The 26,305-nt window shown below is 34.5% G+C and carries 27 protein-coding genes; 22 read left to right on the forward strand and 5 right to left on the reverse strand.

What is annotated here, in order from left to right; translation table 11 throughout:
* Positions 1-138: 138 nt before the first annotated feature.
* The 5 genes from ATCC51562_RS09470 to ATCC51562_RS09755 all read left to right on the forward strand — a co-directional run bounded on the left by ATCC51562_RS09470 (position 139) and on the right by ATCC51562_RS09755 (position 5,812).
* Positions 139-3,681, forward strand: a complete 3,543-nt coding sequence (locus ATCC51562_RS09470; protein WP_021091881.1) for a glycoside hydrolase family 19 protein — start codon at positions 139-141, stop codon at positions 3,679-3,681.
* Positions 3,682-3,690: 9 nt separating this feature from the next.
* On the forward strand, positions 3,691-4,047 hold the full coding sequence (locus ATCC51562_RS09475) for a hypothetical protein (protein WP_021091589.1): 357 nt from the start codon (positions 3,691-3,693) through the stop codon (positions 4,045-4,047).
* A gap of 90 nt (positions 4,048-4,137) precedes the next feature.
* Positions 4,138-4,320, forward strand: coding sequence for a hypothetical protein (locus tag ATCC51562_RS09630; RefSeq protein ID WP_021091560.1), 183 nt, complete (start codon positions 4,138-4,140; stop codon positions 4,318-4,320).
* Between the two features lie 379 nt (positions 4,321-4,699).
* On the forward strand, positions 4,700-5,260 hold the full coding sequence (locus ATCC51562_RS07935; RefSeq protein WP_021091835.1) for a hypothetical protein: 561 nt from the start codon (positions 4,700-4,702) through the stop codon (positions 5,258-5,260).
* A gap of 9 nt (positions 5,261-5,269) precedes the next feature.
* The gene (locus ATCC51562_RS09755) at positions 5,270-5,812 is read left to right on the forward strand and encodes a hypothetical protein (protein WP_021091701.1); all 543 of its coding nucleotides are present in this window, start codon (positions 5,270-5,272) and stop codon (positions 5,810-5,812) included.
* Positions 5,813-5,884: 72 nt separating this feature from the next.
* Here ATCC51562_RS09755 and ATCC51562_RS07945 read toward each other — a convergent pair whose 3' ends face one another.
* A complete protein-coding gene (locus ATCC51562_RS07945; RefSeq protein ID WP_021091648.1) occupies positions 5,885-6,916 on the reverse strand; it encodes a 3'-5' exonuclease in 1,032 nt (343 codons plus the stop codon).
* Between the two features lie 63 nt (positions 6,917-6,979).
* Between ATCC51562_RS07945 and waaC the strand changes: the two genes are divergently transcribed.
* From waaC to ATCC51562_RS07985, 8 genes are read left to right on the forward strand one after another with little or no spacing between them, the layout of a single operon-like run.
* The gene (gene waaC, locus ATCC51562_RS07950) at positions 6,980-7,954 is read left to right on the forward strand and encodes a lipopolysaccharide heptosyltransferase I (RefSeq protein WP_021091621.1); all 975 of its coding nucleotides are present in this window, start codon (positions 6,980-6,982) and stop codon (positions 7,952-7,954) included.
* The gene (locus ATCC51562_RS07955) at positions 7,947-8,840 is read left to right on the forward strand and encodes a lipid A biosynthesis lauroyl acyltransferase (protein ID WP_021091665.1); all 894 of its coding nucleotides are present in this window, start codon (positions 7,947-7,949) and stop codon (positions 8,838-8,840) included. The genes waaC and ATCC51562_RS07955 overlap by 8 nt, the downstream gene beginning before the upstream one ends.
* Positions 8,834-9,538, forward strand: coding sequence for a glycosyltransferase family 2 protein (locus ATCC51562_RS07960; RefSeq protein ID WP_021091563.1), 705 nt, complete (start codon positions 8,834-8,836; stop codon positions 9,536-9,538). The genes ATCC51562_RS07955 and ATCC51562_RS07960 overlap by 7 nt, the downstream gene beginning before the upstream one ends.
* Positions 9,535-10,596 (forward strand): putative lipopolysaccharide heptosyltransferase III, encoded by a 1,062-nt coding sequence (gene rfaQ / locus ATCC51562_RS07965; protein ID WP_021091871.1) that lies wholly within the window; start codon positions 9,535-9,537, stop codon positions 10,594-10,596. Before ATCC51562_RS07960 ends, rfaQ begins: the two co-directional genes overlap by 4 nt.
* Before the next feature lie 4 nt (positions 10,597-10,600).
* Positions 10,601-11,674 (forward strand): glycosyltransferase family 4 protein, encoded by a 1,074-nt coding sequence (locus ATCC51562_RS07970; protein ID WP_021091840.1) that lies wholly within the window; start codon positions 10,601-10,603, stop codon positions 11,672-11,674.
* Positions 11,671-12,468: a polysaccharide deacetylase family protein gene (locus tag ATCC51562_RS07975; RefSeq protein WP_021091546.1), complete on the forward strand. Its 798-nt coding sequence runs from the start codon at positions 11,671-11,673 to the stop codon at positions 12,466-12,468. Before ATCC51562_RS07970 ends, ATCC51562_RS07975 begins: the two co-directional genes overlap by 4 nt.
* Positions 12,468-12,974 carry a hypothetical protein gene (locus ATCC51562_RS07980; RefSeq protein WP_021091611.1) on the forward strand — a complete coding sequence of 169 codons (507 nt, stop codon included), beginning with the start codon at positions 12,468-12,470 and terminating at the stop codon, positions 12,972-12,974. Before ATCC51562_RS07975 ends, ATCC51562_RS07980 begins: the two co-directional genes overlap by 1 nt.
* Positions 12,967-13,752 carry a glycosyltransferase family 25 protein gene (locus ATCC51562_RS07985; RefSeq protein ID WP_021091636.1) on the forward strand — a complete coding sequence of 262 codons (786 nt, stop codon included), beginning with the start codon at positions 12,967-12,969 and terminating at the stop codon, positions 13,750-13,752. Before ATCC51562_RS07980 ends, ATCC51562_RS07985 begins: the two co-directional genes overlap by 8 nt.
* A gap of 8 nt (positions 13,753-13,760) precedes the next feature.
* On the opposite strand, the gene ATCC51562_RS07990 is transcribed toward ATCC51562_RS07985, so the two are convergent.
* From ATCC51562_RS07990 to ATCC51562_RS08000, 3 genes are read right to left on the reverse strand one after another with little or no spacing between them, the layout of a single operon-like run.
* Complete coding sequence (locus ATCC51562_RS07990) at positions 13,761-14,519, reverse strand: polysaccharide deacetylase family protein (protein WP_021091761.1); 759 nt, start codon at positions 14,517-14,519, stop codon at positions 13,761-13,763.
* Positions 14,516-15,565, reverse strand: a complete 1,050-nt coding sequence (locus ATCC51562_RS07995) for a glycosyltransferase family 4 protein (RefSeq protein WP_021091697.1) — start codon at positions 15,563-15,565, stop codon at positions 14,516-14,518. The genes ATCC51562_RS07990 and ATCC51562_RS07995 overlap by 4 nt, the downstream gene beginning before the upstream one ends.
* Positions 15,566-15,568: 3 nt before the next feature.
* Positions 15,569-16,597, reverse strand: a complete 1,029-nt coding sequence (locus tag ATCC51562_RS08000; protein WP_021091628.1) for a glycosyltransferase family 2 protein — start codon at positions 16,595-16,597, stop codon at positions 15,569-15,571.
* Positions 16,598-16,683: 86 nt separating this feature from the next.
* Here ATCC51562_RS08000 and ATCC51562_RS08005 point away from each other — a divergent pair, with 86 nt between their 5' ends.
* Positions 16,684-17,856 (forward strand): O-antigen ligase family protein, encoded by a 1,173-nt coding sequence (locus ATCC51562_RS08005; RefSeq protein WP_021091732.1) that lies wholly within the window; start codon positions 16,684-16,686, stop codon positions 17,854-17,856.
* Positions 17,857-17,913: 57 nt separating this feature from the next.
* Here ATCC51562_RS08005 and uvrA read toward each other — a convergent pair whose 3' ends face one another.
* Positions 17,914-20,742 carry an excinuclease ABC subunit UvrA gene (gene uvrA / locus ATCC51562_RS08010; protein WP_021091553.1) on the reverse strand — a complete coding sequence of 943 codons (2,829 nt, stop codon included), beginning with the start codon at positions 20,740-20,742 and terminating at the stop codon, positions 17,914-17,916.
* A 174-nt stretch (positions 20,743-20,916) separates the two neighbouring features.
* Between uvrA and ATCC51562_RS08015 the strand changes: the two genes are divergently transcribed.
* From ATCC51562_RS08015 to ATCC51562_RS08050, 8 genes are all read left to right on the forward strand, one after another.
* A complete protein-coding gene (locus tag ATCC51562_RS08015) occupies positions 20,917-21,201 on the forward strand; it encodes an NADH-quinone oxidoreductase subunit I (protein ID WP_021091598.1) in 285 nt (94 codons plus the stop codon).
* A gap of 108 nt (positions 21,202-21,309) precedes the next feature.
* Positions 21,310-21,723, forward strand: a complete 414-nt coding sequence (gene ndk, locus ATCC51562_RS08020; RefSeq protein ID WP_021091826.1) for a nucleoside-diphosphate kinase — start codon at positions 21,310-21,312, stop codon at positions 21,721-21,723.
* Positions 21,724-21,739: 16 nt separating this feature from the next.
* Positions 21,740-22,099, forward strand: coding sequence for a hypothetical protein (locus tag ATCC51562_RS08025; protein ID WP_021091843.1), 360 nt, complete (start codon positions 21,740-21,742; stop codon positions 22,097-22,099).
* 12 nt (positions 22,100-22,111) lie between these two features.
* Entirely contained in the window at positions 22,112-22,258 is a 147-nt protein-coding gene (rpmF, locus tag ATCC51562_RS08030) for a 50S ribosomal protein L32 (protein ID WP_002942540.1), read from the forward strand.
* A gap of 3 nt (positions 22,259-22,261) precedes the next feature.
* Positions 22,262-23,251 (forward strand): phosphate acyltransferase PlsX, encoded by a 990-nt coding sequence (gene plsX, locus ATCC51562_RS08035; RefSeq protein WP_021091654.1) that lies wholly within the window; start codon positions 22,262-22,264, stop codon positions 23,249-23,251.
* Positions 23,252-23,254: 3 nt separating this feature from the next.
* The gene (locus ATCC51562_RS08040) at positions 23,255-24,262 is read left to right on the forward strand and encodes a beta-ketoacyl-ACP synthase III (protein ID WP_021091552.1); all 1,008 of its coding nucleotides are present in this window, start codon (positions 23,255-23,257) and stop codon (positions 24,260-24,262) included.
* A 236-nt stretch (positions 24,263-24,498) separates the two neighbouring features.
* Positions 24,499-25,098, forward strand: coding sequence for a peroxiredoxin (locus ATCC51562_RS08045; protein WP_021091673.1), 600 nt, complete (start codon positions 24,499-24,501; stop codon positions 25,096-25,098).
* A 122-nt stretch (positions 25,099-25,220) separates the two neighbouring features.
* Positions 25,221-26,303 (forward strand): PilZ domain-containing protein, encoded by a 1,083-nt coding sequence (locus tag ATCC51562_RS08050; RefSeq protein ID WP_021091808.1) that lies wholly within the window; start codon positions 25,221-25,223, stop codon positions 26,301-26,303.
* Positions 26,304-26,305 lie beyond the last annotated feature (2 nt).

The raw sequence follows: 26,305 nt of genomic DNA on the forward strand, positions 1-26,305 counted from the left end.
AAGCCCTTTTAAATAGCCTTGTCAAAAATAAAAACATGCAAATTTATGTTTTTGACATAAATTTTTACTATAAAGTTTTATTGTTGAATACTTTTTAAGTTTGTGCTAATATTTAGCAAAAATTTCCAAGGAAGTTTAATGCCTCTAACGCCCAGAAATGATGTAAATTTTAAAAGAAATTTAATAGATATTATAAAATTTTCATATGACAATGACATAAGCAGACCATTTATATCTAACAACAAACTACTTATTGGATATGGTTTTAGCCTAAAAGATGATATAGAGCTTATTTGTGCTCAAATTTATAAAAACAACAAAGAAAAAGTCATAAAAGATGTCAAGAAAACTATTGCTAACACCACCAGTAAGACTACCATAGAAAAGATAAATACAGATGAACTTTTTAAAAAGATAAATGATGCCGCAAAAGGGGCTTATGCAAAGTCTGGAGGTGCCGATACTTTGCCTGAGTTTGAATTTAGCTCAGAAGATCAGCTAAATGCTATCTTGGAGCAAAAGCTTACGCCACTAATCCAAGAGATAAATCAAAAATTAAACAACTCTCCGCTTAAAAATTTACAAGCCGTTTCGCTCACTTCAGATACACAAAACAGCCAAATTTCAAGAGAGCATGTCGCGCTTTTAGCACTTCTTTATATCAACAAAAAAAGTAATATTGATCCATCCCTAGCAAGCTACATCAAAAGCAAAAATCGTTTTAAGGCCTGGTTTTGGCTAGCATATGAAAGCTTTGGTGATGAAGCAAATAATAAAACATCTCTTTTACGAGAAAAAATTTCAAATCAGTTTGGACTTTATGAAAGTGATGAACAAAATGTTAATTTTACCGAGTGTATAGATGTTTTTAGCCATTTAAATATATCCAAAGCAAAATATAAATCAAAAAATCAAAACAATAAAGAGATTATCCAAAACGTCACTCATTTAGAATTTATGAAGCTTCAAGAAAATGGATCAAATTTAAACGCACCAGATACATCAAAATGTGAGGCATTATTTCAGCCATTTGTTACAAAGATAAATTCTTTATTAAGCGCTCAAAGTACAAAGACCTTTAACCTTGAAAATATATACTGCGTAAATTTAATCAGCTCAAATGCTTCAAACACTTCAAGAATAAATAAGCTCTTAAGACAAAGAGAGGAGGAATTTTATAAACAAGAAAATATACTCTTACTATGTCCAAGGAAGATGACAACTCCTATTAGAGTCTTTCAACCTAAAAAGAGCGAATTTACCGTCGTACTAGCTAGTCAGACTCCATTTGATTGCAGTGAGCTAAACCCAAAAGAGCTAAATTCTAGTAGGCCAAACTATGGCAAGGTGAATTTATGCGAGCTATTACTTACTGACTTTAAATTTGACTCTTATGAAGATAGTAAAAATGAAGAGATAAAATTTAAAAATGCAAAGAGCAAAGATACGGTAATACTTTATCAAGAAAACAAAAATGAAGAAGATAAGATAAATGGTGCTACCTTTACTAGCATAAAGCAAAATAGCGATGATATAGAGTATAAACTAGAAGATGGCGCTATAAGTATGAAGTACTTTGAAGACCAAACGTCTAACAACAAACACCTAAATTTCTCTTTATTAAATTTTGCTAAAGAGAATAACTTTACCCTAAGAGATGATAAAGACTCAGCTATGTTTGATATAAAGCTTCGTCTAGCTCATGGCAATAATATAGTACCTACATCAGCATCAAGTTCAGGTCTTACTCTTACAATAAATAATCTCATCATTGAAAACGAAGATGGTGAGGTAAGTGAAGATATAGATAAGATATATCTTCATCACTGCTTTGATAAAAGTATATATGAGAGTATATCTTTAGTAAAAAATGAAGACTCGGATATCAAAAACTCATATACAGCTACATTTAATATCCCAATAGACAAAGAGAATAAAGGAGATACTAAATTTATACTTTATTCAAGTGATCTAAGTAAAGTTTATAGCACTAAAGATATTCATGCTCACACTGATACAGCTGTAATATCTTTAGGATATCAAGATAAGAGTAGTTCTAACTTTTGCTATAGCAATAAGGTCTCGTTAAGAGATATAACAGATCATATAACAAATGTAATCTCTGATAGTGAGTATCCATTTAAGACAAATGAGCCAATAAGCTTAAAGGCTATATATAAACAAGAAAAAGGTAGTAAGAGATATAAAGAGATACTTTGGGGATATAAGGTAATAAATAGTAAAGAGTATGATGAGCTATCCAAATCAAATCCAAAAGATGTAGTAGGCTTAAAAGATCAAAAGGGTAAAGAGATAACATTTAAAATTTCAGATGTTATACAAAAAGATGATCTAGATAAACTAAAACAAGGTGGTCATACTATAGTATTTTTTGCATATCTTGAAGGTGATAAGGATAAATTTAAGTTTTTTACAAGATATGGCAAAAATCATATAAGAATAGATATAAAGATACCTCTATATATTAAATTTAAAGACGATAAGCTAGTTATATATGAGTTTGAGCATGCTATAAAAGAGAAGACATTTGATGCTAAATTAAATCTTAGTGATAATAAAGACGATGCTTTAATAAAAAATGATAATTACTTATATATAAGTAAAGATATCTCATCAAATGAGATAAATATCTATGAAGATGATAAGCTAAGCAAAGAGCTAAAAAGTGATGAGAAGACAAATAAGAGCTATCAAATTTATGCAAAAGAAGAGAGCCCTAATAATCAGTCTAATGCAGATAAAGATGATAAGCTTGGTATAAATTTATTAAATAAAGAGAATATGGATAAATTTATTAACTCTTTTAATGAATCAAAGAGTTTAACTAGAATAGATAAAGGTATGTGGAAAGATGGGGATGAGGGGGTTAGGATAAAGATGAGAGAAAGCTGTCTTTGCGGCAGAAATATATCAAAAGAAGAATTAATTAAATTAGGGGTCAGTGAAGACAACACAAATATTTTTTTAAACTACATTAATTCTACTATGAAAGAATATAATATTAACACTTGCAAAAGAAAAATACACTTCCTAGCACAAATAAGACATGAGTCTGGAGAATTTGTATACTTAAAGGAAATCGCGGACGGTTCAGCATATGAAGGTAGAAAGGATTTGGGAAATACTCAGCCAGGAGATGGAAAACGCTTCAAAGGTAGAGGATTAATTCAAATTACTGGAAGAAAAAATTATACCGCATATGGTTCTTACAAGGGTATTAATTTCACAGATGGAAGCAATAATACTAAGTTAGAAGAAAAACAATATGCTGTAGATTCAGCTGGATGGTATTGGGCTAAACACCTAAATGTTAATTTGAATAATATGGCTGACGATGATGATTTAATTTATATTACATATAGAATAAATGGAGGTTTTAATGGATTTAGTGATAGGAAAAATAAGTTACTCAAAATGCATTCAACAATTGAATGTTTGAGGGATAGTTTTAATAATCTAGAAGACAATAACTACTCTATTAAAAGCAGTAAAGTATGGAATATTCACGATGCTGTTTATAAATATGCCAATTTAAATAACTCTGAATCAAATGAGTGTCGCTTAAGATACCTTGAGCTAACAAAAGATTATTTAAAATTACCAAACGGAAAAGCGAAAGACATCATTATAAAAAGAAGAAAAAAATTAATACAATTTTAGGAGTAGAAAATGAATAAAATACGATTTTTAGTAATGCTGTTATTTATAGTATGCAGCACCTACGCAAAAGATATAAATTTAACTGGGTTTTACAAGAATGAGCCTTGTAATATTTCAATAGAAATAACGAAAAATACTAATAAGGCAAAGTATTTTTACAAGATAGTTGATAATAATCAGACAAAATCACAAGGCTATATATCAAGCATAAAAAGCAATGGCGAAGGTGAATTTTATATAAAATTTAAAAAGATTGACGGGATGTATGAAAATGGTAGCATAGTCATACAAAACTACGGAAACTCTATGAACGAGTATAATCATTTTGAAGATTGTGATAGTAAATACTTAAAATTTGATAAATAGGGCTAGCGTGCATGATTTTGTAATTACTTTTTTTAAAGCCGAAGAAATAGAATATTACTATGAAAATGAAAAATTTTAATAGCTATTCCGATGTTCGAATGTGAGGGTGACATACATTGTACAAATGGTGGTTATTTTTGGGTAAATAAAAGAAATACCAAAAGTTTAGAAATTTTATCAAAATCAACACCAATAAAAAATAATGTAAATGAGCGCTTGATGGGAATAAATTTAAAAATTCAAACTACATATATGAAATTTATGGCGACATAATGTCTCGTAGAAAAATGTATTTGAACATTTTTAAGTAAGAAAAACTATTTTGAAAAGCGATGATTTACAACAGATAGAATAAGAAGAATTCCTATCCAAACTTAAAGAAATAGATAAAAGGCTATACACGAGCTTTGATAAATTTCACAAGAAATTGAAAAATAAATATCAATAATAGTCTATAAAAATATAGAGACTATAACAATAAATAATCTCATCATTGAAAACGAAGATGGTAAGCTAAGCAAAGAGCTAAAAAGTGATGAGAATACAAATAAGAGCTATCAAATTTATGCAAAAGAAGAGAGCTCTAGTAATAATCAGTCCAATGCAGATAAAGATGATAAGCTTGGTATAAATTTATTAAGTAAAGAGAATTATGGATAAATTTATTAACTCTTTTAATGAATCAAAGAGTTTAACTAGAGTAGATAAAGGTATGTGGAAAGATGGGGATAAGGGGGGTGGGGTTGATGTCAATAATAAGATATACAACATATTAATCGAGGGAACAATGGAAAATAGTAAAATGGGAAATGGACTTTTATATTTAAAAGAAAATGATGACATTATACTGTCCATTACAATGGTAGCTGGTGGATTTGGAAGCGGCGCTCCACAAAATGGAGAATATACAGTTGATACATATAGAAACAGAAGAAAAGACAAAGATTATAATCCTGGTATGAATATTCATGGAGTAGGTTTTAGTTTTAACCTAAATCCACAATTTAAAACTGAAAGATCACTTCTAAGAATTCATCCCGATGGTAACAACAAAGGAACACTTGGTTGTATTGGAGTTACTGGCACCCAAAAAGAGCTTTTGGAGTTTGAAGAAATTATGAAAAATTTATTAAAACACAAAAAGAGTATTCATGCTACTATTAACATAAAAAATAATCCAAATAACTCTAAGCCTCCAAAAAAATTACAGTAAAGGAATAACATGATACGACATTTTTTAATACTATCTCTAATTTTAGGTTTTCTAAATTTAACAGCTAGTGAAAATTTACCGCGCACAACAAGCATAGACAAAATCAAAGTAGGTAAAATTTTACCTACAAGTAATTTATCATCTAAAAAAATCAAATATTTCTTAGATGGCGAAAAGGCAAGCTTCATAAATTTATCAAGAACACAGATAATGACGCTCGATTTTTGTTGTGGTGGTAGCGGTGAGGTCCAAAGGATAAATGTAAAATTTTTTGATAAAAATTTGACTAAAGATTATATAAATTCCAGCAAAATAAAAGATTTCACTACAAATTCTGGTATCAAACTTGGTGACAAACAAGAGCAAATTTTAAAGAAGCTAGGTAAGCCAAACGAGCTGCAAGAAGAAAATGCCACCTCTATTGTCACCTACATCACTGAGCAAAATGAAAGCAAACTCTTACAAGAATTTGATATGCCACTCTACTACGAGAAATTCATCTTTTCTAATAGAGTTTTAAAAGAGTATGAATTTGGATTTGAGTACCCGTGATATTCCCACGGATCAGGATATTAATTCCATAGAGTAGCAAAAGATATTTTACAGCCTAAAAGCGTAGAATTTCTACTCTTCGTCCAAATTTATTTCAGGTAGTTTCTCTTCGGCAAAACTCTTATCTTTTTTTGTAGCTGACACAACCTCGCTAGCTTTTTTTAAAAGCCCATCAAGCCCTTGTCTTGCCAAACGCTCATTTAGCTGCTCTGGCGTATCTTTTGTGCCGTCAAGATCACTAAAATCATCAAATTCTTCATCGTCTTCTTTTTGGATCTTTATCTCGTAATCAAGCTTGCCATTAAGTCTAGCTAGCTCATCACTTATCGCAGTGCAAAAGACCTCAGTGTATCCTCTGTGAGCGCAGTTTTTGGCTAGAAATTCACTCATCACGTTTAGGTGATTTATATAGTCATCTTGCAAGATATTTGCCTGTAAAAGCTCAAATTTTAAAAAAAGCCAGTAGGTATTAAGCACGTCACTTTCGCAGTATTCGTTGATCTTATCAAGCTCGCCTGCATAGTATAGCTCAAGCACTTGATCGCCGTGCACGTCGTACTTGCCAGGTAAATTTAAGCTAGCACAAAGTGTATCAAGCTTTAGCCCTCTTACGCTTCCAAAATCGCTTATAAAATCAAGCAGATCAAGATGAAATTTAGGCGAATACCTTGCTCTATAATTTTCCCATTTGTTTTTATTTAGCTCTTTGTTTTCGCTCTCGTAATACGCCGCCGCGTTTAGGTTGTAGCGCATCGCACGTACCATTAGCATCGGCAGGTCAAAGCCACGGCCATTAAAGCTAACAAGCCTTGGGTTATAATCATTTATAAATTTTAAAAATTTAGCGATGATCTCGCGCTCATCCTTGCCCTCCATCGTGCTAACTTTTAAAAATTTGCCGTACTCATCAGCCATAACAGCAGAGATTGCGACTACTCTATGAAACATCACAGGCAAAAACTCACTCCCACTGGCCTCTTTTTGCAGCGCCATCGCTTGCACGCTCACATCTTCATCGCTCCCATCAATGCCATAAATTTTTCTTATCAAATTTGCATCAGGTATCGTTTCGCAGTCAAAGACACAGATGTAACTTTTCGCCATTTTAGCCCTTTTTTAAGCATTTTTTTTTAAAATCATACCAAAAATTTATATCTAAAGTGATCAATGCAAAACAAAAATCAACTAAAAATAGCCATCGTCAAACTCTCCGCTCTTGGGGATATCGTGCATGCAGCTATTGTGCTTCAGTTTATCAAAAAGCACTACTCAAATGCCCATATCACGTGGCTAATTGATGCCCGTTTTGCAAGCCTTTTAAAAGATCATCCGCTTATCGACGAGCTAGTCGTTTTACCGCTTAAACAAAGCTTTAAACAAAGCTACAAGATACTAAAAACCCTTGGTAAATTTGACAAAGTGATCGATCTGCAAGGACTTTTTAAATCGGCCGTCGTCGCAAAAATAATAGGCAAGCAAACTTATGGCTTTAGTAGAGAAAGTGTCAAAGAAAAGATCGCGGCTAGGCTTTATAGATATAAATTTAAAATTGATTACAATGAAAATATAATCATTAGAAATTTAGCGCTTGTGGCTTTTGCTCTAAATTTTAGCTTTGAAGCAAGTGAAATTTTAGAAAAAGCACCTTGCTTTGAAGTAAGTGAAATTTATAAAAATGAAAGTGGTAAAAAGCGCGTTTTAATCGCTGCCTTTGCAAGCGAAGAGAGCAAAATTTATAACAAATTTAAAGACGTGATTAGACTACTTGATGGATGTGAAATTTATCTTTGCTACGGAAGTGAGAGCGAGAAAGTAAGGGCTGAGGCGATCATCTCAGGCACCTTAGCAAAGCTACTTGAAAAACTTAACATAAAAGAGATGATAAGCTTCATTGCAAGCTGTGATTTAGTAATTGGCAACGATAGTGGCTTAACGCACCTTGCTTGGGCGATAAATAGGCCTTCTATCACACTTTTTGGCAACCGTCCAAGCCACAGAAATGCTTACATCACGGATAAAAATTTAGTTATAGATATGGGTAAGCAAATAGATGCCAGAAGTATCGATAAAAACGACTTTTGCATAAGAGAAATTTTCCCAGAAACGGTTGCAAATTTCGCAAAAAGGCTGCTAAATGGATAGACTCTATCTGGCTGGCTTTTATACTTTAAAATTTTTTATATTTTTACTGCCTAGTTCACTTAGAGATTTGCTTGCCAAATTTTTAGCGTTTGCGTTTATGAAACTTAAAAAAAAGAGATTTCATATCGTTATGACAAATTTAAATCTTGCATTTGGTGAGTCAAAAACCAAGGAAGAGAAACTTGAGATCGCTAAAAAATGCTACTACAACTTCGCAAAATATCTTGGTATAAATTTCATCCTAAATCAAAACACGACAAAGCAAAAAGTGCTTGAAAAAGTTAGCTTTAAAAATGAACATAATCTGCTTGAAGCACTTAAGCTTGATCGTCCGATTATCGTGACGACCGCGCATTTTGGACAATGGGAGCTTTTTAGCTTAGCAATGGCTGCTCGCTTCGGTGCAGTCTCAGTGCTTGGCAGAAAGCTTGATAGTAAAAGTATGGATAAAATTTTAAGTGCAAATAGATCGCAGTTTGACGTGGAGCTCATTGACAAAGATGGCGGCGCAAAAGACATCTTAAAAGCGCTAAAAGCTAGGCGAATAGTGGGAATTTTAGTCGATCAAAATACCGCTCCAAAAGATGGCATAAAGGTGAAATTTTTTGACAAAGATGTACTTCACACACCGGCTGCGAGCGTGCTAGCTCAAAAAACAAACGCCCTAATAATTAATGCATTTATCTATCAAAAAGATGAAAATATAAGTGAAATTTGCTTTTCGCCAGCCATTGATATAAATAAATTTAACAAAGAAGAGGCAGTGCAAAAAGTAACGCAAATGCAGTGCAGCGCGTGCGAAGAGATGGTTAGAGCAAGGCCTGAAGAATACTTTTGGTTTCACCAAAGATTTAAGAGATTTTACGAAAATGAGTATAAATGCTAAGTGTCGTTATCTTAACTTTTAACAGCCAAAAACATCTGCAAGAAGTGCTAGAAAGTACAAATTTTGCTGATGAGGTCATCGTGGTTGATAGCGGCTCAAAAGATAGCACAAGGCAAATTTGTGATGGCTTTATCAACGTGAGATTTCACGAGCAAACTTGGCTTGGATTTGGCGCGCAAAAGCAAAAGGGCGTGGATCTAGCTAAAAATGAGTGGATCTTTGTGCTTGACAGCGACGAGGTGATCACAAATGAGCTTCAAGATGAGATCATCAGTACGCTAAAAGAGCCAAAATTTATGGCTTACAACGTAGCTAGGCTAAATTTCTTCTTTGGCAAAGCGATCAAAAATATGGGACTCTATCCAGACTACACAGTGAGGCTTTTTAACAAAAATTTTGCCGGATTTGATGGCAGAGCCGTGCATGAAAAGGTCATTTTAAATGATGACTCACAAAAGCTTGGAGCGCTTAAAAATCACTTCTTGCATTATGCATATGAGAGCATCGAGCAGTTTATCGCTAAGCAAAATCGCTACTCAAGCATGGGCGCAAAAAAGAATTTATTTAAAGCTCTAACAAGCCCAGCGTGGACATTTTTTAAGCTTTATGTGCTAAAAGGCGGCTTTAAAGAGGGCTTTGCGGGCTATGTTATCGCTAGACTTTACGCTCAGTACACATTTTGGAAATATATAAAATGAAAATACTTGTAATTAAATTTAGAAATATCGGCGACGTACTTTTAACCACGCCGCTCATTGAAAATTTGCACCACTACTACCCAGACGCAACCATCGACTTTGCCCTAAACAAAGGCACAGAAGCGATGATAGAAGGAAATCCTTACATAAACAAAATCCACATTTACGATAGACAAAGTGCAAATTCTGGCTTTTTTAAAAAACTAATTACTGAAATAAAATTTATAAAAGCCATCAAAAAAGAAAAATACGATATGGCTGTGCAAACAACCACGGGAGATCGCGGCATCATCATCTCAAAATATGCAAAGATCAAAAAAATAGTAGGCTTTCTTGGCAAAAATCAATCAATAAATAAACTTCTAAACGTTAAGGCGAAATACTACGAAAATTTTTCACATACGATCGATCATAATCTAAACGCTTTAAGGGCTTTGGGGTTTGAACCAATAAATAAAAAGGTGAGCGTATTTTCAGACGAAAGCGTAGAGCATCTAAATTTACCAAAATGCTTTGTACATATGCATCTAACAAGCCGCTGGATGTTTAAATGCGCAAATGATGAGAGCATGGCAGAGCTCATAGACTACTGCAAAAATGAGCTTGGTGTAAAGGTCGTGCTAACAAGTGATAATAAAGAAAATGAGCTAGAAAAGCTAGCAAGCGTGCTAAAAATTTGCAAGAGTAAGCCTATAAATTTAGGTGGCAAGCTAAATTTGAAACAAACGATCGCCCTATCAAAGCATTCAAGCCTTTTTATCGGCGTCGATACTGCTATCATGCATATAGCCGCAGCAAACGACGTACCTGTGATCGCCTTTTTTGGCCCAAGTAACGCTTTTGAGTGGGGACCGTGGGACAACTCGCTCATGGAAAATGGCTACACGGCCCAAAATGGTATACAAAGCATGGGCAAACACACTGTTTATCAAAAAGACTGGGACTTTGTGCCTTGCGACAAAGAAGGCATAGTAAAGCATGGTGTAGAAAAAACGTTGATGGATTTTAGCGACGAAATGCCAAAGATAAAAGCCAAAATAAAAGAAATTTTAGGATAGGCAGATGAATATTCTTCACACGCAGACACTTTTTAACTGGGGTGGCGAGCAAAATAAGACGCTAAACGAGATGCGTTTTATGCGTGAGATGGGTCACAATGTCATACTTTTTTGTAATCCAAACTCTCAGATAGAAAGCATTGCAAAAGAAGAAGGCTTTAGTGTTATAGCACAAGAGATGAATAAGAAAAATTTTCATAAAAGCGTACCAGCACTTTGCGAAGCGATAAGCTCAAACAAGATAGATATCGTAATCACACATGGCTCTACTGATAGCTGGGTTGGGGCCATAGCTGGGCTTTTTTACCGCAAAAGGGGCGTTAAATTTTACAAGGAAAGGCATAATCTTTTTCCTATAAAAGGCTTTCTTTCAAAACTAATGCACAAAAGACTATTTGATAAAATTTTATACATCTCAGATAGTGTCAAAGAGTACCTGCTAAGCATCGGCGTTAGCAAAGATAGGCTCTTTTTTATGCCAAGCACGGTTGATGTTGAAAAGATTGATAGCACAAAAAGCACTTTTAGAGATGAGTTTAAGATCGCTAAAAATGAGCTAGTAATCGGTACATTTACTTCTCTTTACCGCAAAAAAGGTGTCTTTGACTTTGCAAGTGCCGCAAAAGAAATTTTAAAGACAAAGGATGCGACTATTGTTTTTTCTGGCAACATTAGCGACGGCACAAAAGAGCAGATCGCCTCTATATTTGATGAAAAAGACAGGATCATCTTTACTGGCTTTAGAAATGACGCGGCAAACATCATAAAAAGCTTTGATATCTACGTATTTGCTTCGCACTCTGAGGGGCTTGGTACAGTCCTACTTGAGGCAATGAGTTCAAAAGTGCCAGTCGTGGTCTATGACAACGCGCCGATGAACGTGCTAGTTAAAGATAAAGAGCGTGGGCTTTGTGCTAGAAATTTAGATGAAATTTCGCTAAAAGAGTGCATTTTAGAGCTGATAAATGAGCCTGAAAAAGCCAAAATTTACTCACAAAATGCCTTTAAATTTGTGGATGAAAACTTTAGCCATAAGGCGCTAAAAGAGGCTATTAAAAATTTACTGGAGCAAAAATGAACTACCCAGTTTGCGTGCTAACGATGCATCACTGCAATAACAATGAAAACGACTTTGCCATTAAACCAGAGCTATTTAGAAAAGCACTTCTTATGGCGCTAGATGAGGGCTATAAATTTATAAACTACAGCCAGTTTAAAGATATAGCTAGTGGCCGAACAAAAGCTTCAAAAAAGAGCATTTTACTAACTTTTGATGATGGATATTTTGATAATTATAAATTTGCATTTCCTATCCTAAAAGAGCTAAATATCCCAGCTGTGTGCTTTTTGATAACAGATAAGATCAAGGATTTTAAAAGGCAAGATTACGACTTTGCATTTAAAAAACATAAAAAGATCGATTATGATAAAGACGCGGAGTATTTTTTAAATTTAGACGAGATTAGGCAGATGCAAGAGAGCGGGCTTTTTGAGTTTGATAGCCATACAGCGAGCCACTTTTCCTGCAAAAGCAACGATGAAGAAAAATTAAGAGAGGAATTTTCTAGCTCACTTGCCAAAATAAAAGAGCTATTTCCTGAAAAAAAAGAATTTGGATTTTGCTTCCCCAAAGGGCACTTTAACGAGCTTTCACTAAAAATTGTGAGAGAGTATTATGACTTTGCTTTTAGCGTGATAGATGGCGGATTTTGCGCAGGAGATGATAAATTTAAGATAAGACGTATCGATATATCAAACAATGCAAAGAGCGAGAGTGACTACATTTTTAGGATCAAAAAGAAGCTTTTTATCTATTCTACACCAGTGCTAGGAAATTTATATTCAAATTTTAGAAATAGAGGCTATAAATAATGCTTGAAGCATTAAACGAGGCTTGTAAAGAAATTTTAAAAGATAAAAAACGAGCCTTAATCGCTCTTACTGGGCTTCACGGCAGTGGCAAAAGCACACTTGCAAAGCAAATTAGAAAAAATGGATTTAAAAACTTTAAACCTTATCAAATCGCTGTAATCGATGATGATGTAATGAGTCTAAATTTATTTATAGCTCGTCCAAAGATAAAAATCAAAAGCGATCATCAAGATGAACTAAAGCCATTCTTTAAATTTATCATGCCGTTTGTAAAAGTCGTAATATACGTAAGCGCAAATCCACTTTTACGTATAAGTAAATGCGACATTCTTTGTGTTTTAAATGCTGATGAAAAAGCTCGAATCGCTGGAATTTATAAAAGAAATTCTAGTGACGATTTAATCAACACCCAAAAGCATATAAACAAAAAAGAGCTTGATCTAGCAGGCCTTGCATATAAAGTCAAGTTAGAATTTGACTTAAAAGTTGGAGCAAAAAATGAATAATCCCCTCTATGTAATATCATTAAAAAGAGATGAAGAGCGAAGGCAAAATTTACAAAGACAATTTAAAAGATATGATGAATTTAAAATAATAGATGCGGTTGATGCTAAAAATTTTAGTGTCAATGAGTATTACAGTGCCATGATAGATTGCTTATTAAAATCTTGCAATGAAGATTATAAATTTAAGATACCGCCATTAATTGCGACACCAGGTGAGCTAGCATGCACAATGTCACACATAAAAGCTTATGAGGATTTTTTACAAGGCAACGCGGAATTTACTTTAATATTAGAGGATGATGTTATTGGAAATGACGAATTAATAGATGAGGCCTTTTTGCTATGCAAAGATATAAGTAGTGATAGCATTTTGATATGCGGTGTGCAAGATGGATTAAATAGTAGATTTCGTGCTTTTGGTAAAAAAATAAAAGAAAATTTATATCTTATCTCACCATACTCATACGCTAGTATATATAGAACGGCTGCTTACATTCTAACAAGAAAGAGTGCAAAAGCTCTGCTTGATTTTTACAAAGATGGCCTTTACGGAGCCGATAAATGGGAGGCAATCTTAAAAAACACTGATATAAAAATGTACTTTAGCAACATCTTTTCTCATCCAGAGGAGCTAGGCTACTCTAGCTTGGAAAACCAAAGAAAGCAAAAAGAGAAGATAAATTCTCTTTTTAAAAAATATAATAAAAATTTCTCATACAAAATTTCAAGATTTTATGAAAAACATATAGCTAAAAATGAGAGAATTTTTACAAAGTAAAATTTCTCTTAAGATTTTAGTGTTGAATATAGTGAGCCTAAAAAGTCATTTTGATAGATAAATAGTGTCTTTTTTAGCCAGTTTGCATCTTTTTTTACCGCTATTCGCCTTATATCATCAAGCACACCATCGGGTTTATTTATCCCACGCTTTGTTGTGAAAAATACCTCATAGCCAGCGCTTTTTGCCACATTTTTTAGCTCATCATTAAATTTACCTCTTGGCCAGCAAAGTAGCTTGTCATCAAAGCCAAAATTTTTATATATAAATTCTTTGCATTTTGTAAAATTTTCTTTCATTTCACAAATACCAAAATAATCATCAAAATGCGTATAAGTATGCGAGTGAAAGTCAAAGCACTCTTTCATCTTTGCTATTTCCTCGTAGTTTAAAAATACATCTTCAGGTCTAGTTGGTGCAGCATTTTTGTATTCGTTATGATCTAACTCTATAAACTCGCCACTTTTTCTACTCGCCTGCTCTATCCAGCCAGCAACTAGAAAAATAGTCGCTTTAAGATTAAATTCCTTGATAATAGGATATGCGTAGACAAAATTATCCTTCCAGCCATCATCAAATGTGATAAAGACACTCTTTTTTGGCACACTAAGCTCACCTTTTTTATATGCCACAAACTCGGCCGAACTTAGCGATTTGTAGCCATTTTGAGCTAAAAATTTCATCTGATCTCTAAACTCATCTACGCTACTTGCAATAAACCCACTCTTTTCAAGCACATGATGATACATTAAAACTGTTACGCTCATTTTGCAAGTTCCATATATAAATTTTGAGTATTTTCTATCATTTTTTCGATACTAAATATCTCTTTTACATACTCTCTGCCAAACTCACCCATCTGTTTTCTTAAATTTTCATCCAAAATGAGCCTTTCGAGCACCTTCTTTAGCTCCTCTTTGTTGCCATTTTCAAATAAAAATCCGCTTTTGCCATTACTTACCGCCTCGCCAAGTCCGCCCACATCGCTTCCAATAGTAGCTAGCTTGCACGAAGATGCCTCAAGCAGCGCTCCACCGATAGCCTCCATCTCTGAAGGTAACACACAGATATCAAGTGAGCCCAAAAAATCGCTCACATCGGTTCTGCTGCCAAGCATAAAGATATTTTTTTTATCTTTTATATATTCGTGTAAATTTTTATTTTGCGGGCCATCACCTACAATAAAAAGGGCTGACTTTTCTAAATTTAACTCGCTAAATGCATCGATTAATAGCTTATGATTTTTAGCAGCTCTTAACACTGCAACGATGCAAATTCCAACTACGTCGTCATTTAAGCCAAATTCTTTTTTCATATTTATCTTAAATTCTGGCGTATATTTTTGCGTATCGATGCCAGTGTAGATTTTTAACACCTTCTCTTTTTTGACGCCTCTTTTGATAAGATCAGCGCAAACTGAGTCACAAACGCCGACCACTTTTGTGCTTAGGTTGTAAGGTAAGGACGATGTTATAGGCAGCTGTAAATGCCTAGTACGAACCACGCTAACGCCACAAATTTTACCAACAATCGCTCCAATGGTGCCATCTTTACCTGAGTGAGTTGAGATGATTTTTATATTATTTTGCTTTACAAATTTGCAAATTTTTAAAATTTCAAAGATATTAAAAGACTTTTTGAGATTAAACTCAACGAATTCGCACTCGATCTGTTTCTCAAAGCTTTTTGAGCCAGGATTTAGCCCATAAAAAACTTTAAATTTGCTCTTATCTAGTCCATTTATTACACGCTGAGTGCGGTGTTCCTGTCCGCCAAATCCAAGAGAGCTTTCAAGCTCAAGTATATTTATCATTTTCTACTCTTTAAATTCTTTCATTTTTTTATTTGACAAAAAGCCATTTATTGTATTAAAGATTTTTAAAATTTTTGATACATTTTCGTACGATTTTATATTTTTTAGCACTTTAAGCAAAATTCTTTGTTTTAATCTAAGCTTTGAAAAACCAGCTGAGCTTATGATGCTATCAATATCTGCATAAAAAAGATCAAGTGCCTTTACATAGCTACTATTTTTTAGATTTGGTCTTGCCAAAATAGCTGGCATATAGACGCTTTTTATCTTTCTAAGCTCTAGATCTGGCACCATTTCAAGAGCTAAATTTTTGTTTTTTAAAATTGAGATTATGTCATCATAAACAAATTTATGATCCATCACAGCTTTTAATTTTTCAAAGCCAGCAGTGTTGTTGTTTCCTATCTTATAGCAATAAAAAGTCTTATTTAGCTTTACAAGAGTTTTTGAAGCGATAACATTTCTCACTACAGTGTGAAAATCTTCAGCTTGCGTGATCCCAACTGGAAATAAATTTTCTTTTAAAATTTTAGTCCTAATCGCCTTGTTTGCCGCATTATGCAAGACTTTGTTGTGCCTTGAGGCTAAAAGCCTTTTTAGATACTCGTTTTTATCGATTACGCCATCCTCTTTTGTCTCAAAATCCTTCAAAAAGAGCTTTTTATAATCATAGACCTTACACATATCTGTTATCACTATGTCGGCATCAAATTTTTCTGCGATATCATAAACGCATGAAGCATAATCTTTTTCCACATAGTCATCAGCATCTACACAGATAGTATATTTGCCACTAGCTAGCAATATACCGTCATTTCTGGCAGCACTAACACCGGCATTGCTCTTTGTTTTTAATATTATTTTATCTTTATATTCTTCTAATATTTCTAGCGTATTGTCAGTACTTCCATCATTAATAACTATAATCTCAATATCATCCATGTCTTGAGATATAAGCGAATTTAAGCAATCCCTAATGTGCTCTTTTTTGTTAAAAACAGGCACTACAAAGCTTATTTTCACATCAGGCACGATACTTCCTTTTAATTTTTGTTTAATTGTATATTATTTTTAGTTCAGCAATGATAAAATGCCCATTTAAAATTTAAAGGATCTGCATGAAAAACGACATTGCCTCTAAGCTCTACAATCTTTTTTTAGTTATTGTCTTATTTACGCTACCAGTAACTGAGGGCTTAAAGCAAATTTCACTCACACTTTTCGTCTTGGCTGGAATTTATATTTGCGTCAGAGAAAAAAGGCAATTTAAATTTGATCTCATAAATATCTCACTTTTTATCTTTGTTTTGGCTACTTTTATAAGTTGTCTTATAAATGGAGTTTCTGTATCAAGAGCGCTTGATCCGCTAAGATGTATGCTATTTTTCTTTGTAGCCAGAGGTGTCGGTGTAGAAAAAATAAATTTTAAATTTTTATTTTTTGCCTTATTTACCGGTTTTATTGCCGCGTTTATCCCTGCTTGTGTAGAAAAATTCACTTCAAATGATCCTTTAGCGCTTTTTGAGCTTAAATCAATAGGACACGTAAATCATAGTGCTATTTTTATGCTACTAGTTTTTTGTGTAGCATTAGTTTCGATAAATAGCAAAGCAATTTTTGAAAAGTATATAGGCATAAGTGTTGCCGGAATTTGCGTCCTTGGAATAATGATAGCTGGCTCTAGAGCTACAATGTATCTTTTACCAATCATTATTTTTACTTACTTGCTTTTTGAAATTTTAAATAAACAGATAAAAATAAAATTTTTATTAGGCTTGATGATTTTATTTAGTGTAATAGCTATTTCTTATATATATATATCAACAAATATCACTCAAGATGAAAGATTGTATAGTCAACTAACAAAGGGAGTTACTGGATCAGAGACTAGATATCCGATCTTTGCTAGCGCATTTTATACGTGGTTAGAACACCCTTTATTTGGGATAGGTTCTGGTGAGTTTAAGATCATTGATATAACAAAATATTTTCCAGGCAATGTTGAAGTTCATGTTAGTCACGCACACAATACCTTTTTAACATTTTTAACAGAAAAGGGCATCGTTGCCTTGCTTGCATATTTGGTATTTCAACTATCACTCTTTATAAAATTTATTAAAAATTTTAGACAAAATAGCATAGTTTTTCTTGCCCTTTTAATGCTCATGGCTAATAATATAATCTCACTTGCAAATACAACATTTCACCATGAAAATGCCCTTTTAATGCTACTATTTTGGGCTCTGGCTTTAAGTGCGATAGATGAAAAATCGACCTTAAAAATTAGCTAACGCTCCAACACGCCTCAACCGTTTCAAATTTTACAAAGAAACGGTTAAGCTAAATTTCTACTTTTTCTTCATTTCCTCAAGCTCTTGTGCTAGAAATTCTCCAGTGTAGCTACCAGTTTTTTTATAATTTTTAGCTACTTCTTTTACACTGCCGCACGCTATCACTTTACCGCCCTTTGCACCGCCTTCTGGCCCCATATCGACGATATAGTCGCAGTTTTTGATAACATCCATATTATGTTCGATCACAAAGACTGAATTTCCAAGATCAACTAAGTGATTTAGCACCTTTACTAGCCTATCAACATCGGCAAAATGAAGCCCCGTCGTTGGTTCATCAAGGATGTAAAGCGTATTTCCGGTATCACTTCTACTAAGCTCTTTTGCTAGCTTCACGCGCTGCGCCTCGCCGCCACTAAGTGTGACTGCATTTTGCCCAAGTGTGATGTAGCCAAGCCCTACGTCTTGCAGCGTGGTGAGCTTTGAAGCGATCTTTGGCACAGCCTTGAAAAACTCAACCGCCTCATCAATGCTCATATTTAGCACCTCGGCAATGTTTTTGCCCTTGTATAAAATTTCTAAGGTTTGAGCATTGTATCTAGCGCCATTACAAACGTCACAAACTACGTTAATATCAGGCAAAAAGTGCATCTCAATCGTGATCTCACCCTCGCCTTGGCACTTCTCGCAGCGTCCACCTTTGACATTAAAGCTAAAGCGCCCTATTTTATAGCCTCTAAGCTTGGCCTCTTTAGTCTGCGCAAACAAATTTCTGATCTCATCCATCACACCAGTATATGTTGCCGGATTTGAGCGTGGAGTGCGGCCTATAGGGCTTTGATCGAGGTAGATCACCTTGTCTAAATTTTCAAGTCCACTTAAATTTACCCCAGCTATCTTTTTCACTTTTTTAGCTCTATTTAGCTGTTCCTGCGCCTCTGGAAGCAAGGTCTGAAGTATTAGCGAGCTCTTGCCAGATCCTGAAACGCCAGTGATACCAACTAAATTTCTAAGTGGAAATTTCGCGGTTAAATTTGAGATATTATTGATATTTACATTTGAAATTTCGAGCCACTTCTCAGCTTTTCTATTTTTTTGATAGTCGATCTTTTTCTTACCATTTATATATAGGGCGGTCTGAGTGTCTGATCTTAAAAGCTCTTTTGAGCTACCAGCAAAAACAACGTTACCGCCAAATTTACCAGCTCCAGGGCCGATATCTACGATAAAATCAGCCTCTTCTATCGTTTTTTTATCATGCTCGACAACGATTACAGAGTTGCCTTTAGCTTGTAAATTTCTAAGTGTTTTTATGAGTTTTAGCGTATCACGCTCGTGTAGACCGATGCTTGGCTCATCAAGCACGTACATGACGCCACTTAGCCCGCTTCCTATCTGACTCGCGATCCTGATACGCTGCGCCTCACCACCGCTGATCGTCCTAGCATCACGTCCAAGTGACAAATAGCCAAGCCCCACGTCATACAAAAAGAAAAGCCTCTCGTTGATCTCTTTTAAGATAGGCTTTGCGATCGCCTTATCATAGTCGCTAAGATAGGCGAAATTTTTCTCATTCGAGAAAAAAGCGGTGCAGTTTTCTATGCTCATATCTAAAATTTCACCAAGCCCAAGGCCAGCGACCTTGACCGCTAAGCTTTGAGGTTTTAGTCTGTGGCCTTTACAAGCGTCACAAATTTTCTCACTCATATACTCGTCAAAGTCCTTGTAGTCCTTCAAAAGCCCATGTGAAATTTTAACCACTCCATCAAATTTTCTAAGCAGTTTGTTTCGCTTCCAAAAGAACTCAACATCCTTGACGTTACCATATAAAACGAGCCTCTTTTCATCTTCACTAAGCTCGTAATATGGCTTTTTGATATCGATGCCATTTTGCTCGCAAAAAGCAAGTAAAAATTTATAGTAATAGCTCATGTTATAGCCATAAAGTAGCTTGATCGCGCCGTTTTCTATCGACTTTTCCTCATCGATGATCTTACTCATATCTAGGCTATATCTTATGCCAAGTCCATCGCAGTGCTCGCAAGCACCCTTTGGCGAGTTAAAGCTAAAGCTAAGCGGCTCAAGCGGAGTAAATGAAATTTTACAATCAAAACAAGCCATGTGCTCGCTGTAATGTATAAAGCTCTCTTTTAAGCCCAGTTCATCGGCATTTGCGATCTCTATCTCGACCTCTCCAAAGCTCTCATTTAGTGCCTTTTCTACGTCGCTTGCAAGGCGCTCGTGATTTTGCTCATCAATAGCGATCCTATCAACGATAACCTTTATCGTGTGTTTTTTTGTTTTTGCAAGCTCGATCTCCTCGTCAAGCCTCACCACTACGCCATCTATCTGTGCCCTTACAAAGCCTTTTTGGCGTAAATTTTCGATCAAATCCGCCCATGTGCCCTTTTTCTCACGAACTAGCGGCGCATAGATGATCACTTTTGCGCCAAGTGGGAGCTTTGAAATTTCATTTATGATGTCGCTCGCACTCATTTTTGAGATAGGTTTGCCGCATTTATGGCAGTGCTGAACGCCGACTCTTGCGTACAAAAGCCTTAGATAATCATAAATTTCTGTAATCGTACCGACCGTTGAGCGAGGGTTTTTAGAGGTGGTCTTTTGATCGATCGCGATAGCAGGCGTTAAACCCTCGATCTTATCGACATCCGGCTTACCTACACGGTCTAGAAACTGCCTAGCGTAGCTACTAAGGCTCTCCATGTATCTTCTTTGTCCCTCAGCATAAAGCGTATCAAAGGCTAGCGTGCTCTTGCCGCTTCCGCTAAGACCGGTAAAAACTACTAATTTATTTTTTGGAATTTTAAGATTTATATTTTTTAAGTTATGTTCTCTTGCGCCAGTTATTTCAATAATATCGTTCATTAAATTTATACAACCTTTTTAAAATTTTAATCTGTAAATTTAGTCTAAAAGTGATAAAAGATTTATAAAGTAGTTTTTCTAAAATTTAAGATTGTAGTTAAATTTAAGGGCTTATTTATATCATTTTCAGCTTTTTTTGATATTCTACGCCAAATTTTAACCTAAGGAGAAAAAATGTCTGTAAAAATAACTGATATATGTATAAGCTGTGGTTCATGTATTGATGAATGCCCAGTTTCAGCTATCGTTGATGATAGCGACAACCCAACTGGAGCAGATACATACTATGTTTATTCAAATAAATGCGTTGAGTGCGTAGGTTATAATGATGAGCCAGCCTGTGCATCTGCCTGTCCAACTGACGGTTGTATCGTATGGGATGCTGTTGTAGCAGGACAACCTTCTCGCGATCAGATCGGTGCTGATGCACGCAATGGCTCTATTCCAGTTATTCAATAAATTTATATTTATAAATTTTAGGCTCAATTTGAGCCTATTTTATTTTTAAGCTTTATTTGATATAATTGCCAACTTCAATTTAAATAACCTAGATTTAAGGAAAAATTTATGCAAAGAACACTTTCTATTATTAAGCCTGATGCTGTTAAGAAAAATGTTGTTGGAAAAATTATAGATAGATTTGAAAGTAACGGCTTAAGAATCGCAGCTGCAAAGAAAATCCAACTTAGCAAATGCGATGCAAAAGCATTTTATGCAGTTCATAAAGATAGACCTTTCTTCAACGATCTAGTCGAATTTATGATAAGCGGGCCAGTTGTGGTTATGGTTTTAGAGGGCGAAAATGCAGTTGCTAAAAACCGCGAGCTAATGGGTGCAACTAACCCAAAAGAAGCAGCTCCTGGCACTATAAGAGCTGATTTTGCCGATAGTATTGATGCAAATGCGGTTCACGGAAGCGATAGCCTAGAAAATGCTGTGAATGAAATAAATTTCTTCTTTGCTTCAAGAGAAATTTGCTAATTTTAGGTCAAGAAAATTGATTATATCTTTTTCTAAAATAGCAAACAAAGATATAAGCTTTGAGCTAGTAGGAAATGATAATTTAGTTTTTATTGGAATTTTAAAAAGAAAAGACCCTTTTTTGGTAAAATGCCAAGGTAAAATAAAAGGGAATATAAATTATGTTTGCGATCGATGCGGTGAAGTATTTATGCTACCTATCGATCAAGATGTAGAGCTAAATTTAAGTGACGGTATTTATAAAGATAGCGAAAATGAGCTTAGCGATACGATGGAATTTTTTGATGGCAATATTAATTTAAAAGAAGTCTTTGAGAGCGAGTTAGAAGCTTTTAAAAGTGATTATTTCTATTGTGAAAAATGTAAAAATTTATAAAGGAGAGTAAAAATGGCAGTACCAAAGCGAAGAGTGAGTCATTCTCGTGCAGCAAAACGTAGAACACATTATAAAGTTACACTTCCAGTACCTGTAAAAGACAAAGATGGTTCTTGGAAAATGCCTCACCGCATAAACAAAACTACAGGTGAATATTAAAATATGATTCGCATTGCTATCGATGCTATGGGTGGTGATTTTGGTGCAGATCCTATAATATCTGGTGTTATTGATGCACTAAAAGAGACAGAATTTAAAGCTGTATTAGTTGGCGATAGCAATGTCATCAAACCACTCATTCCACAATCTTATTTAAAAAATATCGAATTTTTAGAAGCTAGCGAAGTTATCTCGATGGCAGATGGTGCGACTGATGCACTTAAGAGAAGAGATAGTACGATCTACAAAGCAATTGAACTCTTAAAAAATAAGGAAGTTGATGCTGTAGTTTCTGCCGGTCATAGTGGTGCAACTATGAGTTTAGCTACCCTAAGAATTGGTAGACTAAAAAATATTTCTCGTCCAGCAATTGCAACACTTATGCCAAATTCAAAAGAATCTGCGACTTTAGTTTTAGATGTTGGTGCAAATGTTGATTGTAGAAGCGAGCATTTGTTTCAATTTGCCATAATGGGTGAGGCCTATGCAAAAGAAATTTTAGGTAGAAAAGAGCCAAAAGTTGGTCTTTTATCAAATGGCGAAGAAGAGAGCAAAGGCAATGAAGTTAGCAAAGAAGCCTTTAAATTAGTTTCTAGGCTTGATAGCTTTGTTGGTAATGCAGAAGGCAACCAAATTTTTGATGGTAGTATTGATGTAATGGTTTGTGATGGTTTTATGGGAAATATTCTTTTAAAAACTAGCGAAGGCGTTGCAGACGCTATAGGTAAAATTATCAAAAAACAAATTAAAAAATCACCTCTTGCTATAGCTGGCTCTGTACTCATGAGAAAAGTTTTTAAGACACTTAAAAAGCAGGTTAGCTATGACGAATATGGCGGTGCACCGCTTCTTGGTGTAAATGGTTGTGTTATCATAAGTCACGGCAAAAGCAATTCAAAAGCTATAAAGAATGCAATTTTTCAAGCAATAAAATTTGCTAATTCAAATATAAATAAAGTTATCGAAGAAGAACTTTCGCACTTTGCAAGGTAAAATATGCCAAAAGCTTCACTGATTTCTATCGCTTCTTACATTCCAGAAAAAATTCTAACAAATTTTGACTTTGAGAAAATGGTTGAAACAAGTGATGAATGGATAGTAAAGCGAACAGGTATCGAACAAAGGCATATTGCAACTAACGAAACAACAAGTGACCTTGGTACAAAAGCTGGTGAATTAGCTATAAAACGCTCAGGACTTGATAAATCTCAAATCGATGCAATCATCTGTGCTACAATATCTCCAGATCATCTTTGTATGCCATCTACCGCTTGCAAAATAGCTGCAAATTTGGGTCTAAATTATGGAGTTACAGCATTTGATATAAGTGCGGCTTGTACCGGTTTTATTTATCTTTTGGAGCTTGCAAATTCTCTCATTATTAGCGGTGCCAAAAAAAACGTATTAATTATCGGAGCCGAAAAATTAAGCTCTATTGTTGACTATACAGATAGAAGCACTTGTATACTATTTGGTGATGGAGCAGGTGCAGCTGTAATTAGTAGTGGTAATGAAAATGAGATCATCGATATCCATACAGCAAGTGACGGTAAGCAAGCTGAACTTTTAATAACTCCAGGATGCGGGAGTGTATTTCCAGCCAGCGAGGAAACACTAAAAAATAGACTAAATTTCATCCATATGAGTGGAAATGAAGTTTTTAAAATAGCAGTTCAAACACTTAGCAAAAGCGTAATAGAAATTCTGCATGCAAATAAAATGCAAAGCGAAGATATCGATTTTTTTATACCTCATCAAGCAAATATAAGAATAATAGATGCAGTAAAAAATAGATTAAATTTTAAAGATGAGCAATGTGTCTTGACTGTTGCTAAATATGGCAATACAAGCTCCGCTTCAATTCCAATGGCTATGAATGATGCCTATGAAGATGGACGCATCAAAAATGGTTCAGTTTTGCTTCTTGACGCATTTGGTGGCGGCTTTACATGGGGATCAGCGATACTAAAATTTGGCGGAAAAAATTTTAGCGATTTGCAATAATTATAGCAAGTAATCTTCTAAATTTTTAGCAACGCTTTTACTAATTTCTTTCAAATACTCTCATCAATAGATTTTTAAAAATTTAAATTTTTACAACTTTTAACAAAATCCATTTTCTGCTTTTACCAATAACACTAAATTTACTACACAAAAATTTCTAAAATATATTTAAACTAAATTTAATTTTGAATAGATATAATTTTGCAATCAATAAAATTTATTATTAAGGAGAACAAATGTTAGTAACAAAAAAAGCACCTGATTTTACAGCTGCAGCAGTTTTAGGAAACAATCAAATTGTAAATGATTTTAATCTTTATAAAAATATTGGTGAGAAAGGCGCAGTTGTATTTTTCTATCCAATGGATTTTACTTTTGTTTGCCCAAGCGAAATTATCGCATTTGACAAAAGATATGACGAGTTCAAGTCACGTGGTATCGAAGTTATCGCAGTTTCATGCGATAACCAATTTTCACATTTTGCATGGAAAGAGACTCCGGTAAATAAAGGCGGTATTGGTAAAGTTCGCTTCCCTATCGTAGCTGATATGACAAAATCAATAGCTCGCGGATTTGACGTACTTCTAGAAGATGCTGGTGTAGCGCTTCGCGGTAGTTTCTTGCTAGATAAAGACGGCACTGTTCGCCACGCAGTTATAAACGATCTTCCACTTGGCAGAAATATCGATGAGATGATAAGAATGGTTGATACTATGCTATTTACAAACGAGCACGGCGAAGTTTGCCCAGCTGGTTGGAATAAAGGTGATGCTGGTATGAAACCAAGCACTGAAGGTGTTGCCGACTACCTTTCACACAACGAAGGCAAACTATAATTAATAGAAATTTCTAGGTATCTTTACCTAGAAATTTCTCCTCCAAATAAATTTAAATACTTTTTTAATATAACTTTTTATATCATAGCCTTGGCTTTAATCAATAACATTCCGGAGACTACATGGATTTTAAAGGCAGGCAAGAGCTTGTAATAAATTGCGAAGATAGCATACTTAAATTAAGAGATAAATTTATCGATGACGGTATCAAATTTTGTAGACAGCTAACGTTTATCGTACCGCACGATCAGGTAAAAATTTGTCTTGAAAATATCTTTGATACACTGCTTATTCAAAAGCCAAATGCTACACAGCTACAAGATGATTTAAATAATCTAATACCAAAATCAAATGCAAGAGACGAATTAATCAATTTTCTACTTTTAAATTTGACTTTAAATTTTAGTCACTCTTGCGACAATAGCACCTTCGTAGGCTATTTCGTAAATGCCGTTTCAAGAATCAAAGAAATTTTATGTGACGTTAAAGACCAGCAAGAAACAAATGTAAAAGACATGATTGAAACCGGAACATTTTTTTATGAAGATCCGATCAATACATTCACTCGTATGAAAAAAGCCAAGGTAAGGCCAGAGCTTTTAAATTTATATGATGGATTAAATATAAAATATGAGGCTGAAATTTTAGAAGTTAAAGAAGATAGTGTCGTTTTTCGCGTGGATATGATGCAAATTTTAGCTATGAAACAAGACGGCAAAGGTTTTATTTTGCCAAATAGCTTTTTCTCAAAGCCACTATGTGCTGATATTGTTAATTACAATATCGTCAATAAAGGCGTCACTCTTTCAAATTTCTTACGAAATACAACGATGTACGCATATAAAAGAAAATTCCAACGTATCTTGCCAAATCGTTTTACCAAAACTATTATCAAAGGCAAACAAGATAAGATCGAAGGTAGCCTTTATGATGTTTCTGAAGGCGGTATAAGTGTATTAAGCCCGCAAACTACAAATTTTCAAGATGGAGAAGAACTAGAAGCGACCTTTGATATCTCAATCGCGCCAGATAAAGTAAAAAACGTGACTTTAAAACTAAGACTTGTTACAGAGCTGGCATATAAAGGCTATATCAGATACTGCATGAAGCTTATTGATGATGATGAAACTATAAAAGATTTTACGCAAAAGCGCATAAAAGAGACGCTTGATGAGCTTCGCTCACGTATAAATTTATACGAATAAGG

It is taken from the genome of Campylobacter concisus ATCC 51562, from assembly GCF_000466745.1.
In the GTDB taxonomy this organism is placed as follows: Bacteria; Campylobacterota; Campylobacteria; order Campylobacterales; family Campylobacteraceae; genus Campylobacter_A; species Campylobacter_A concisus_B.

Excerpts from the sequence above, each read along its gene's own strand:
- ATCC51562_RS07990 (WP_021091761.1), bottom strand. The coding sequence starts at position 14,519 with ATGAGCGTAACAGTTTTAATGTATCATCATGTGCTTGAAAAGAGTGGG.
- ATCC51562_RS07945 (WP_021091648.1), bottom strand. The coding sequence starts at position 6,916 with ATGGCGAAAAGTTACATCTGTGTCTTTGACTGCGAAACGATACCTGAT.
- ATCC51562_RS09470 (WP_021091881.1), top strand. The coding sequence starts at position 139 with ATGCCTCTAACGCCCAGAAATGATGTAAATTTTAAAAGAAATTTAATA.
- waaC (WP_021091621.1), top strand. The coding sequence starts at position 6,980 with ATGCAAAACAAAAATCAACTAAAAATAGCCATCGTCAAACTCTCCGCT.
- uvrA (WP_021091553.1), bottom strand. The coding sequence starts at position 20,742 with ATGAACGATATTATTGAAATAACTGGCGCAAGAGAACATAACTTAAAA.
- ATCC51562_RS07980 (WP_021091611.1), top strand. The coding sequence starts at position 12,468 with ATGCTTGAAGCATTAAACGAGGCTTGTAAAGAAATTTTAAAAGATAAA.
- plsX (WP_021091654.1), top strand. The coding sequence starts at position 22,262 with ATGATTCGCATTGCTATCGATGCTATGGGTGGTGATTTTGGTGCAGAT.
- rfaQ (WP_021091871.1), top strand. The coding sequence starts at position 9,535 with ATGAAAATACTTGTAATTAAATTTAGAAATATCGGCGACGTACTTTTA.
- ATCC51562_RS08015 (WP_021091598.1), top strand. The coding sequence starts at position 20,917 with ATGTCTGTAAAAATAACTGATATATGTATAAGCTGTGGTTCATGTATT.
- ATCC51562_RS07970 (WP_021091840.1), top strand. The coding sequence starts at position 10,601 with ATGAATATTCTTCACACGCAGACACTTTTTAACTGGGGTGGCGAGCAA.
- ATCC51562_RS09630 (WP_021091560.1), top strand. The coding sequence starts at position 4,138 with ATGTTCGAATGTGAGGGTGACATACATTGTACAAATGGTGGTTATTTT.
- ATCC51562_RS08005 (WP_021091732.1), top strand. The coding sequence starts at position 16,684 with ATGAAAAACGACATTGCCTCTAAGCTCTACAATCTTTTTTTAGTTATT.
- ATCC51562_RS09755 (WP_021091701.1), top strand. The coding sequence starts at position 5,270 with ATGATACGACATTTTTTAATACTATCTCTAATTTTAGGTTTTCTAAAT.
- ATCC51562_RS07960 (WP_021091563.1), top strand. The coding sequence starts at position 8,834 with ATGCTAAGTGTCGTTATCTTAACTTTTAACAGCCAAAAACATCTGCAA.
- ATCC51562_RS09475 (WP_021091589.1), top strand. The coding sequence starts at position 3,691 with ATGAATAAAATACGATTTTTAGTAATGCTGTTATTTATAGTATGCAGC.
- ATCC51562_RS07955 (WP_021091665.1), top strand. The coding sequence starts at position 7,947 with ATGGATAGACTCTATCTGGCTGGCTTTTATACTTTAAAATTTTTTATA.
- ATCC51562_RS08050 (WP_021091808.1), top strand. The coding sequence starts at position 25,221 with ATGGATTTTAAAGGCAGGCAAGAGCTTGTAATAAATTGCGAAGATAGC.
- ndk (WP_021091826.1), top strand. The coding sequence starts at position 21,310 with ATGCAAAGAACACTTTCTATTATTAAGCCTGATGCTGTTAAGAAAAAT.
- ATCC51562_RS07995 (WP_021091697.1), bottom strand. The coding sequence starts at position 15,565 with ATGATAAATATACTTGAGCTTGAAAGCTCTCTTGGATTTGGCGGACAG.
- ATCC51562_RS08040 (WP_021091552.1), top strand. The coding sequence starts at position 23,255 with ATGCCAAAAGCTTCACTGATTTCTATCGCTTCTTACATTCCAGAAAAA.
- ATCC51562_RS08045 (WP_021091673.1), top strand. The coding sequence starts at position 24,499 with ATGTTAGTAACAAAAAAAGCACCTGATTTTACAGCTGCAGCAGTTTTA.
- ATCC51562_RS07975 (WP_021091546.1), top strand. The coding sequence starts at position 11,671 with ATGAACTACCCAGTTTGCGTGCTAACGATGCATCACTGCAATAACAAT.
- rpmF (WP_002942540.1), top strand. The coding sequence starts at position 22,112 with ATGGCAGTACCAAAGCGAAGAGTGAGTCATTCTCGTGCAGCAAAACGT.
- ATCC51562_RS07935 (WP_021091835.1), top strand. The coding sequence starts at position 4,700 with ATGGATAAATTTATTAACTCTTTTAATGAATCAAAGAGTTTAACTAGA.
- ATCC51562_RS07985 (WP_021091636.1), top strand. The coding sequence starts at position 12,967 with ATGAATAATCCCCTCTATGTAATATCATTAAAAAGAGATGAAGAGCGA.